This window comes from Trueperella sp., from assembly GCF_043424875.1.
GTDB lineage: Bacteria > Actinomycetota > Actinomycetes > Actinomycetales > Actinomycetaceae > Trueperella.
Window position 1 is genome coordinate 1 of the sequence record NZ_JBHWPL010000016.1, and the last position, 9,594, is coordinate 9,594.

5 protein-coding genes and 2 pseudogenes are annotated in these 9,594 nt (G+C 62.7%); 2 read left to right on the forward strand and 5 right to left on the reverse strand.

Annotated features, from left to right (window positions below; genetic code table 11):
- Positions 1 to 7 precede the first annotated feature (7 nt).
- Together acnA and dxs are read left to right on the forward strand one after the other, a co-directional pair.
- A pseudogene (gene acnA / locus ACHFFR_RS01160) lies at positions 8 to 1,066 on the forward strand (aconitate hydratase); the annotation flags it as partial.
- 120 nt (positions 1,067 to 1,186) lie between these two features.
- Positions 1,187 to 3,088, forward strand: a complete 1,902-nt coding sequence (gene dxs, locus ACHFFR_RS01165) for a 1-deoxy-D-xylulose-5-phosphate synthase (protein WP_394262435.1) — start codon at positions 1,187 to 1,189, stop codon at positions 3,086 to 3,088.
- Here dxs and ACHFFR_RS01170 read toward each other — a convergent pair.
- The 5 genes and pseudogenes from ACHFFR_RS01170 to ACHFFR_RS01190 all read right to left on the reverse strand — a co-directional run.
- Positions 3,085 to 4,296 (reverse strand): HRDC domain-containing protein, encoded by a 1,212-nt coding sequence (locus tag ACHFFR_RS01170; RefSeq protein WP_394262436.1) that lies wholly within the window; start codon positions 4,294 to 4,296, stop codon positions 3,085 to 3,087. The genes dxs and ACHFFR_RS01170 overlap by 4 nt on opposite strands.
- A complete protein-coding gene (locus ACHFFR_RS01175) occupies positions 4,293 to 4,874 on the reverse strand; it encodes a DUF3000 domain-containing protein (RefSeq protein WP_394262437.1) in 582 nt (193 codons plus the stop codon). Before ACHFFR_RS01175 ends, ACHFFR_RS01170 begins: the two co-directional genes overlap by 4 nt.
- Before the next feature lie 47 nt (positions 4,875 to 4,921).
- Entirely contained in the window at positions 4,922 to 6,661 is a 1,740-nt protein-coding gene (treZ, locus tag ACHFFR_RS01180; RefSeq protein WP_394262438.1) for a malto-oligosyltrehalose trehalohydrolase, read from the reverse strand.
- Complete coding sequence (treY, locus tag ACHFFR_RS01185) at positions 6,654 to 9,152, reverse strand: malto-oligosyltrehalose synthase (protein ID WP_394262439.1); 2,499 nt, start codon at positions 9,150 to 9,152, stop codon at positions 6,654 to 6,656. The genes treZ and treY overlap by 8 nt, the downstream gene beginning before the upstream one ends.
- Before the next feature lie 97 nt (positions 9,153 to 9,249).
- Positions 9,250 to 9,594, reverse strand: a pseudogene (locus ACHFFR_RS01190) (hypothetical protein); the annotation flags it as partial.

The window sequence follows — 9,594 nt, forward strand, 5'->3', positions numbered from 1 at the left end:
TTAGTAGATGAACTACCTCGCGTCCCCGCCGCTCGTCATTGCTTACGCGCTGGCAGGCACGATGGACTTCGATTTCGAGACGGAGCCGCTCGGGCAGGATCCCGAGGGCATCGACGTGTTCCTCGCCGATATCTGGCCGGACACCGACGAGGTCCAGCAGACCATCGACACCTCGGTCAACCGTGAGATGTTCGAAACCTCCTACGCTGACGTGTTCAAGGGCGATGAGCTGTGGCAGAACCTGCAGACCCCCGAGGGCTCAACCTTCGAGTGGGACGAGGAGTCCACCTACGTCCGCAAGCCCCCATACTTCGAGGGCATGACGATGGAGCTCGATCCGGTCGAGGACATCACGGGTGCGCGCGTACTTGCCAAGCTCGGCGATTCCGTGACCACCGACCACATCTCGCCCGCGGGCGCGATCAAGTGGGACTCGCCGGCGGGTCAGTACCTCGGCTCGCACGGTATCGACAAGCGTGACTTCAATTCCTACGGCTCGCGCCGTGGTAACCACGAGGTCATGATCCGTGGAACGTTCGCCAACATTCGGTTGCGCAACCAGCTCCTCGACGGGGTTGAGGGCGGCTTCACGAAGAACTTCCTCACGGGCGAGCAGGAGTCGATCTACGACGCCTCGCAGGCCTACCAGGAAGCCGGCGTGCCGCTTGTCGTCCTCGCCGGCGCCGAATACGGTTCGGGCTCCTCGCGAGACTGGGCTGCCAAGGGCACCGCGCTCCTGGGCGTCAAGGCCGTCATCACGACGTCGTTCGAGCGCATCCACCGTTCGAACCTCATCGGCATGGGCGTCCTTCCGCTCCAATTCCCTGAGGGCGAGGATGCGGATTCGCTCGGGCTCGATGGAACCGAGACCTTCGACATCACGGGTGCGACCGAACTCAACGAGGGTCGCACGCCGAAGACCTTGAAGGTCACGGCCACGAAGGAAGACGGCTCGACCGTGGAGTTCGATGCGCGCCTGCGTATCGACACCCCGGGTGAGGCTGACTACTTCCGAAACGGTGGCATCTTGCAGTACGTGCTTCGCCACCTCGCACGCTCTGCATAACACCTAACCCGCTCAGGGCGCCGGCGCACGTTGCACCGGCGCCCTTTGCGGTTTTTGCTACACCGAGGGCGCGCTAAGATCGGTGGTAGTGTATGCGCAGTTAAAGAATGAGGAGGGCACATGATTCTGGATTCGATCAATAGCCCCGCTGATCTACGTAGGCTCCCACCCAAGCAGCTCGACCAATTAGCGGAGGAGATCCGTCGATTCCTCGTCACGAACGTGGCGAAGACGGGCGGCCATCTCGGGCCGAACCTGGGCGTCGTCGAACTCACGATCGCCCTGCATCGAGTATTCGATTCACCGAACGATCCGATGATCTGGGATACCGGCCATCAGGCCTACGTCCACAAGATCCTCACCGGCCGTAAGGACTTCAGCAAGCTCCGTCAAGAAGGCGGCCTCTCGGGTTACCCTGCGCGCGCGGAATCAGAGCACGACGTGGTCGAGAATTCGCACGCCTCCACCGCCCTGTCGTGGGCCGACGGCGTATCGCGCGGCATGCAGCTCGCGGGCCGCGACAACTGCGTCGTCGCCATCATCGGAGATGGTGCGATGACCGGCGGCATGGCGTGGGAAGCGCTGAACAATATCGCAGAAGACCCCGATCGCCCGATCGTCATTGTGCTCAATGACAACGGCCGATCCTACGCGCCTACCGTGGGCGGTTTCGTCCGCAGACTCGACCCCGTGCGCAAGCTCGATGCGGTGCGCGTGAACCGCGAATACGATCACTTCCTTGACTGGGGCAAGCGCACCCTCCAGGGCTCCGGCATGCCCGGCCAGCTCACCTACGACGCGCTGCGCGGCCTGAAGAAGGGCATGAAAGAAGTGCTCTTCGACTCGGGCATTTTCGATTCGCTCGGACTGAAGTACATGGGCCCCATCGACGGACACAACATTAAGAGCCTTGAAGAGGCTCTGACGATGGCGCGCGAATACGGCGGTCCCGTCGTCGTTCATGCGATTACAGACAAGGGCCGCGGCTATAAGCCGGCCGAGACGAACAAGGCGGATCGCTTCCACGCGGTTGGCCGTATTCATCCCGAAACGGGCCTACCCATCGAGCCTTCGCGCTTTGGCTGGACGAGCATTTTCGCCGAAGAGATTGTTGAGATCGCGCGGAAGAACCCGACCGTCGTCGGAGTGACGGCCGCGATGCTCGAACCCGTCGGATTGAAGCCGATGCTCAAGGAATTCCCCAAGCGCGTGGTCGATGTGGGCATCGCTGAGCAGCATGCCATGACGATGGCCGCCGGCCTCGCACACTCGGGCTACCACCCGGTCGTTGCGCTGTATGCGACATTCATGAACCGAGGATTCGACCAGCTACTCATGGACATCGCCCTGCACAACGCTCCGGTGACGGTGTGTTTGGACCGCGCGGGCGTGACCGGCGACGACGGCGCGTCCCACAACGGCATGTGGGATCTTTCGCTGGCCGCCATGATCCCGAATCTGTCCGTGGCCGTTCCTCGCGATGAGGCGACGATGCGTGAGCTCCTTGGCGAAGCGATCAATACCGAGTCGCCCACCCTGGTGCGCTACCCGAAGGGATCGATCCCGTCGGAACTGCCGACGATGCGCAAGATCGGCAGCCTCGACGTCGTCTACGAGCATCAGATCCACGGCGTGGCGCCGATCATTCACGTGGCCGTTGGCCCGATGGCGCACACCATGGTCGAGGCGGCGAAGCAGATGGATGACGAATCGATCATCGTCGTCGACCCGCGGTGGGTGCTCCCGGCAAACGAGGATCTGATCAACCTCATTTCGAACGCCGGCGGCGCCGTGGTCCTCGAAGATGGCCTCATCGACGGAGGAGTGGGAGACGAGATTCGCCTCGCTCTTGCCGACGGCGGACACTTCGTGCCCGTAAAGAACTTGGGAATCGCGAAAGAATTCCTTCAGCACTCGGCGAGGAAGGACATCCTCGCACGCCAAGGCATGGACATCTCGGCCGTCATTGATGCGACTCGCGCGGTGCGGGCGAAGATTAAGGCCCGAGCCGACGTCGACTAGAGGACGCCGGCCTCGCTGGCCGCGGCGTGTATACGACTCGTGACCTGCTCAATTTGCCACGGGCGGGCGCCTTCGTTCTCGAAAATCGTGGCGAGCTCGGCCTCGCTGTCCCAGCCCTTCCACGCCGCCATGCGCTGCATGGCCGGTTTCATCAGGACGTCCTGACGTATGCCCAGGTCCTCGGCAATCGCTAGCACGGTCGGGCGCAAAACAGCCCAGCGCGCGGCCGCGTCGGGATCGTGGCGGTCCCACCGGTTGACCGGGGGATAGGGATCCTTCGTCTCGGTAAAGCGCCTCTCGGGTAGAGCGCGGTCATCGAGACGCCAGGCGATGTCGATCGCTTCCCACCACGTGTCAGCATCCGCGCGCCGGGAGCGAGAGCGGAACAGGCTGGAGTTGACGACGTCCGAGCGTGAGCGCGGCTTGCGACTCGCAAGTTCGGCGAGCACCTTGTTGGGAAGGACCTTCCCGGGTGCCAGATCGCGCTTGCGTGCGAGGTCATCGCGCGCGGTCCACAGCTCACGCAACATGGCCAGCGCGCGGCGGTCTCGGATGCCCGCTTGGCGCGAGGTGCGCCGCCAGGGTTGCTTGAGAGGGGCAGGTGGCCTGCGCAGGCGCACCTCTTCGCATTCCTGCTCGAACCACTCGAATCGGCCCGCCTCCTTGAGCTCCTTGGTGAGCTCCTCGCGAAGCTCGTGCAAGAGTTCTACATCCAGTGCGGCGTAGGCCAGCAGCGGGGGAGGCAGCGGGCGCTGGGACCAATCGGAGTTCGAATGCTCTTTCGCCAACGTCCATCCCGTGATGCCCTCGGTGATGGCCTGCAGGGAGACGCGTTCGTATCCTAGAATCAGCGCGGCGAGTTCCGTGTCGAACACCTTCGTTGGGTACAGGCCAAGTTCGTGCAAACACGGGAGGTCTTGATCCGCGGCGTGCAAGATCCACTCGTCCTTCATGACGTCGCGGAAGCCGCCGAGGCGATCCTCGATCCCCACCGGGTCGATGAGGAGCGTTCCTGCGCCCTGACGGCGTACTTGAATGAGGTATGCGCGGTTGGAGTATCGCAAACCCATCGCTCGCTCCGCATCCACGGCGATGGGCCCAAAGCCGGACGCAAGGCGGTCGACGGCGTCGTCAATATCCGCGTTAATAACGGGCGGGATGCCCTCCCGCGGAACGTCGAGCGGTCGGGCGGGGGTATCGTGACTCAAATCTTGTCCACCTCACGGGCCAGGGACCTGACCTGATCGTTCCACGGGCCAAGCCCAGCCATCGAGGCGGTGAACTCCGCCCACGCGCGCAGGTGCTCGGTCAAGTAGGGGGTTTGCGGAGTCCAGGACGCGCGTAGCTCGAGATCGACGCGCGAGGAGTTAATGTGCAGGCCGCCGAAGGTCTCATTGAAAACGCGGGTAACCGTGCCGTTGAGGCTGTGATAGGACGCGCCCTGATGATCAAGCGCATCGCGCAGCCACGACCAGGCAACCTCGCCTAGCAGCGGATCGTCTCCCATCGAGGCGTCCATCGGCGCTTGCGCGTGCACAACGATGCGGAACGTGCCATCCCACGCGGGCTGCGTGTCCGGATCGTGAAGGACGACGAACTTGGCCGAGCCGCGCAGACCATCCGGATCAAGGTCCGCAGAGTCATTGACTTCTGCTTGAAGCGCCACCGCCCACGGGGCAATCCTCGTCGGGCCAGGGATCTGGCCAATGTGGAGTTCGGGCCGGAACGTCTGACCTTTGAGCGACTCAAGGGCGGTGACGAAATCCGCGGGTGGTTGGTTGTTCACTCTTCGACTTTAACGGCGAAGCCCCGCCCTTTGGCGGTGACGCGCCGTTAACGGTAAACGGCCACCGAGGGTCCAAGGAAACGAACGTCGCCGTCCTCCGTGATGGAGGTGGGCTCCCAGCTCAGAATTTCTTCCTTACCCTCAACGGGCGCCGGGACGTTCGTTGGTTGATGGCAGACCGAGAACACGACGACGGTATCGCCACGGCTCATCCAGCCTGCTTGGTCAAGTAGCATGAACTCGGTCTTCGAGCGGTCGCCGCTGGCGATATCGGGATCGGACCTGCGCAGCTCGATAAGCTCTTTGACGAAATCCAGCATGTGCTTGTGCTCGCCGAACGTGAGCTCGTTCCAGTCGAGCTTGGACAGGAAGAAGGTCTCCTCGTCCTGCGGGTCTTGCATAACAGTGGGCATATCGCCGTAGATCGTCGTCATGTCCCAATCGGCAAACTCCGCGAGGCGGCCCTCCTTGATATAGGCACCCAGCTCCTCGCCGTGATCGGTGAAGTAGTGGAAGGGCTTGCGAGTGGCGAACTCTTCCCCCATAAAGAGCATGGGAGTGTAGTGGGAGAGCATGACGAGCGCGCGGGAGACGGCCAGTTCGCCCGGCTCGAGCTTAAGCGAGGGGCGATCCGAGATGAGGCGATTACCCACCTGATCGTGGTTCTCGTCGAAGGCCATGAAGTGATGTCCGGACATCCCCTCGGGAATGGGCTTGCCGGTTGGCGCGCTGGAGAACTTCAGTTCCTGGCCAACGCGAACAAATCCGTGTTCGAAAGCCTGAGCCATGACGGACTCGTCCGTGTAATCGCTGTAGTACGCGTTCGATTCTTCGGTCAGCCACACGTGCAGGGCGTGGTGGATGTCGTCGGTCCACTGCAGGTTCATGCCGTAACCGCCCTCGGAGGTCGGCGTGACCATGTCCGGATCGTTGTCTTCCGACTCGGCGGTCAGCGTGAGCGTGCGGCCAAGCTCGTCACCAAGCTCGGCAATCTCGTCGGAAAGCTGGGCCAAGAAGTGCCGCTCGGAGTTATCGAGAAGGTGGTGAACGGCGTCGAGACGCAGCGCGTCGAAATGGTAGTCGCGCATCCACTGCTTGGCGTTGTCGATGAGGTAGCGGCGAACCGAATCCGAATACTCGCCATCGAGGTTGAGCGCCTCGCCCCACGGCGTGTGGTGCCAGCTCGAGAAGTAGGGGCCGAACTGAGCCAGGTAGTTGCCGTCCGGGCCGAAGTGGTTGTAGACGACGTCGAGGCAGGCGGACATGCCGCGGGCATGAATCGCGTCGACGAGCGCCACAAGATCTTCGGGGCGGCCGTAGGGGTCGTGCAGCGCGTAGATCGACACACCGTCGTAGCCCCATCCGCGCTCGCCGGGCATTGGCGCGATCGGCATGAGCTGAACGACGTCGACCCCCAGATCCTTCAAGTAGTCGAGGCGGTCGATGGCGGAGCGGAACGTGCCCGCCTGGGTGAACGTGCCCACGTGCAATTCGTAGAAGATCTTGCCCATGAGGCTCTGGCCGGTCCACGTCGAATCCGTCCACTCGAACTGCGCTGGATCAACCACCTCGGTGGGGCCGTGCGGACCCTCGGGCTGGCACATGGACCTCGGATCGGGAAGCCGCATTCCGCCGTCGATGCTCACGAAATACCTCGTGCCAATAGCCAGCGGCTGACGGATCACGAAGTGTTCGCCCTCGCGGGCAAGCTCGATTTCTTCCTCGGTATCAGCGAGGATCAGAGTGACCCTCTGGGCGTACGGGGACCAAATTTTGACGTTAGTCATGAATCCTTTCGAGGACGGCGGCGGGGAAGCGGCCAAGTACGTCAGCAAGCGGTTGCGTGCCACCGTCGATAGTTGTGTTCGTCAGGACGTTCATCCACTGCCCCTCGGGCAGCACGATCGTGTAGTCGCCGGGGTAGTCCGGCAGGTTGCGCATGGCGGCGGTCACGAAAGCCGGCTCGCCGTCGAGCGTGCGAGCAAAAGCGAGCGCCCGGCCGGTTGATACCGGCAGCGGCTCGTAGCCACACTCGACCGAGGCCATCTCGGGGTGCGCGCGGCGCAGACGCGCTAGGCGGGAGGTGATCCACAGTTTTTCGACATCGAGGCTCGGCGAGGAGGGCAGGCCGTCGCGATCCAGTTTGGCAAGTGCCTCGTGCAGGCCCGCGTAGTCGACTGGCCTGCGGTTATCCGGATCCACGAGGGAGGTCTGGGTGATCTCCTCGCCGTTGTAGATGTCGGGCACGCCCACGCTGGTCAATTGAATGGCCTTTTGCGCGAGGATGTGCGTGCGGGCGGCGTCGAAGGTGCGTTCGCTGAACTCGCGCAGCAAATCGGCCGCCTCGGAATTGAGGATCGCCTTCGCGTAGTCGACGAGGCCCTGCTCCGCTTGCTCGTTCTGCTCGGTCCACGTGGTCCACAGCTTCTGCTCGCGCGATGCCTTGAGCAGGTAGGCCTCGAGGCGCTCCTCGGAGATCGGCCCCTCCGGCGTCCACGTGCCAATGAGGGTCTGCCAGAGCAGGTTCTCGGACTGGCCGTTGAGATCGCCGGGACGCTCGTCTGCCACGATGTCGCGTGCCTTGGCGAGCATCTCGAGCCACTCGTCCGTGTACTGCGCGATGGGCGCGATGCGGGCGCGAACGTCCTCGCACCGCTTCGTGTCGTGGGTGGACAGGGTACTCATCGTGACGGGCCACGTGAGCAACAGCTGGGTCTGGAAGTCGTGGAAGTCATCCGGCGTCGTGGTGAAGTAGTGCGGACCCGCGCCCACCTCATTCGCGGAGGTCAGCACGGTGTAGCGATAGAACGTCGTGTCCTCCACGCCCTTGGCCATGACGGCTCCGCACACCTGCTGGAAGCGGATAATCGCTTCGCTGCGGGCGGCTTCGTGGGTTCGGCCTGCTGAGCCCACCTCGTTGCCTAACAGGAGGTCGACCACCATCTCCAGCGTGTCCTGTCGATCCTCGTCGAGGTTGCGCGCGGCGCGCTCGGCCGCGGATCGCAGCACTCGCTCGTCCTCGGGGCGTGGCCGCTCGCCGGGCACGACGTAGGCGCGGTAGCGATCCATGTGAACGACGAGTTCGACGACGACGTCCTGGATCGACCGATGCGTGTGGTCGCGAAGGCGCACGTCCGCATGGCAGATGTTGGCCACGATGGTCGACAGCCGTTCGACCTCCGCATACAGCGAGGTATCCACGATCTGACGCTTGGACTTGATCTCCACCGAGGAGACAGAGTCGGTGGACCCGGACAGCTCGCTGTAGAACTGGGTGAGCTCGGGAAGGCCTGTCGGGTCAGTGAACAGACCCTGAAGCCTCATGAGAGAGTCGTAGCCGGTGGTGCCGGCACATGGCCAGTCGGAGGGCAAGGTCTCCTCACCCTCGAGGATCTTTTCGGCCACCGTCCATGCGCCGCCCGTAGCATCGGACAGATTCCGGAAATACTCGCGCGGATCGGCCAGACCATCTGGGTGGTCAATTCGGAAGGAATCGATGTGGCCCTCGTCCATGAGCTCAAGAAGGAGCGCATGAGACTCGCGGAAAACGTCAGGATCTTCCACGCGAATGGCGGCGAGCGTGTCGACGTCGAAGAACCGGCGGTAATTCAGTTCCTCGTTCGCAACGCGCCAGTGTGCCAAGCGGTAATACTGCGCATCAAGAAGTTCGGCAAGCGGCAAGCTCTCGGTGCCGCGGCGGACGGGGAAGACGTGGTCGTAGTACCGCACCACCTTGGTCTCGCCATCAGATTCGAAGCCGGGTACGACCATCTCGTCAAGTGTGATGGTGCCATCTGCCAGCGCCTGACCGATGCGCTCGCCAAGCACGGGCATCAGGAGCCCGTCACCAGAGTCGGAGAGCTCGATATCAAACCAGTTGAGGTAGGGCGAGTCCTCGCCGTCGCGAAGCAGCGACCACAGCGCACGATTGTGGAACAGCGGGGTGGGCACTGCCATGTGGTTGGGCACAATGTCGACGATCAGGTACATGCCGGCGTCGTGAATGGCACGCGAGACCTTACGGAAGCCCTCGATGCCACCAAGATCGATGGAAATTCTTTCGTGGTCCACCACGTCATATCCGTGGTTTGATCCGGGCGATGCCTGAAGAATGGGGGAGAAGAACACATCCGTGATCCCCAGCGATGACAGGTAAGGGACAATGCCTTCAACGTCTTCGAAGTTAAAATCTGGGCTGAGCTGAATGCGATAACTCGTGACCGGCTGGCGCCGCTCCGCCGGTGGGACGTGTGAGTGGCGGCGAACTTCGGTAGTCATATTTCTCCTGCGTCGTGAAATTCCATTATAGGGGAGCCCCCGAAGATGCCTCAACGGCCTCGGGGGGCTCCTAGCTATCAGCTAAAATACGCCGTGGTCATCGAGAGGACGACTTGCGAGCGCTGTCGCGGATTTCCGCTTGACCATGGGCACCGACGGTCGGTAACTTCTCCGTCGTGGCAGAGCTCAGCCGGCCCGTGGGCGCTGGAGTGCGGGCGGTTTCGACCTCAACGTTTTGTTCCTTGTCCACTCTGTGGCAGACAAGAATCGTCACAGAACGTGACTTGACGGGGAAGACGTCGCCAGCCACGTATGTGTCTCCCGTGTATTCAACCGAGTCAGTCGATAGGACAACCTCCCACGTGGCATCCTCGATCGTTTCGGGGACGACGAAGTCGAGATCCTCCTCAGAGGCGTTGTACGCGATCAAGAAATCGTCGTC